Origin of the sequence: Klebsiella sp. 141251, from assembly GCF_050600725.1 — a bacterium.
GTDB lineage: Bacteria > Pseudomonadota > Gammaproteobacteria > Enterobacterales > Enterobacteriaceae > Klebsiella > Klebsiella aerogenes.
Genome location: NZ_JAQIRG010000035.1, coordinates 1 through 389, shown reverse-complemented (window position 1 = coordinate 389; position 389 = coordinate 1). Strand labels below are relative to the sequence as shown.

General features: G+C 60.4%; 1 protein-coding gene. It reads right to left on the bottom strand.

What is annotated here, in order from left to right; all coding sequences use genetic code 11:
* Positions 1-389 (bottom strand): MFS transporter (locus PGR09_RS24545; RefSeq protein WP_430916586.1); only part of this gene is annotated, 389 nt, incomplete at both ends.

Genomic DNA, 389 nt, shown 5'->3' with positions numbered 1-389 from the left:
CCGAACACGCCGATACCGACGGAGTAGACCGCCCAGAACCAGCCCAGCGCCGAGCTGGAGCTGTCGCTGCGGACGTTATGGATAATGGCGACGATAAACGAATAGAGGAACAGCGGATAGGCCAGGCCGCGGATACCGTAAAACAGCAGGATTAAGGCGTAGTTGGCGCGGCCGAGGCCGAAGACGAGGAACAGAACGTGGAACACGCACCACAGCACAAAACCGATAAACATGGTTTTACGCGGGGTGATGATTTCCGCGACCACGCCGGAGACCCAGGCCGAGAGGGCAGCGGCGAGGCCGTAGAGGGTGAAGGCGAAAGAGGCCTGCGCCGGGCTGAAGCCCAGCTCCTTGATGTAGTGCGAGAGGAAGGCGAGTTCAAAACCGTC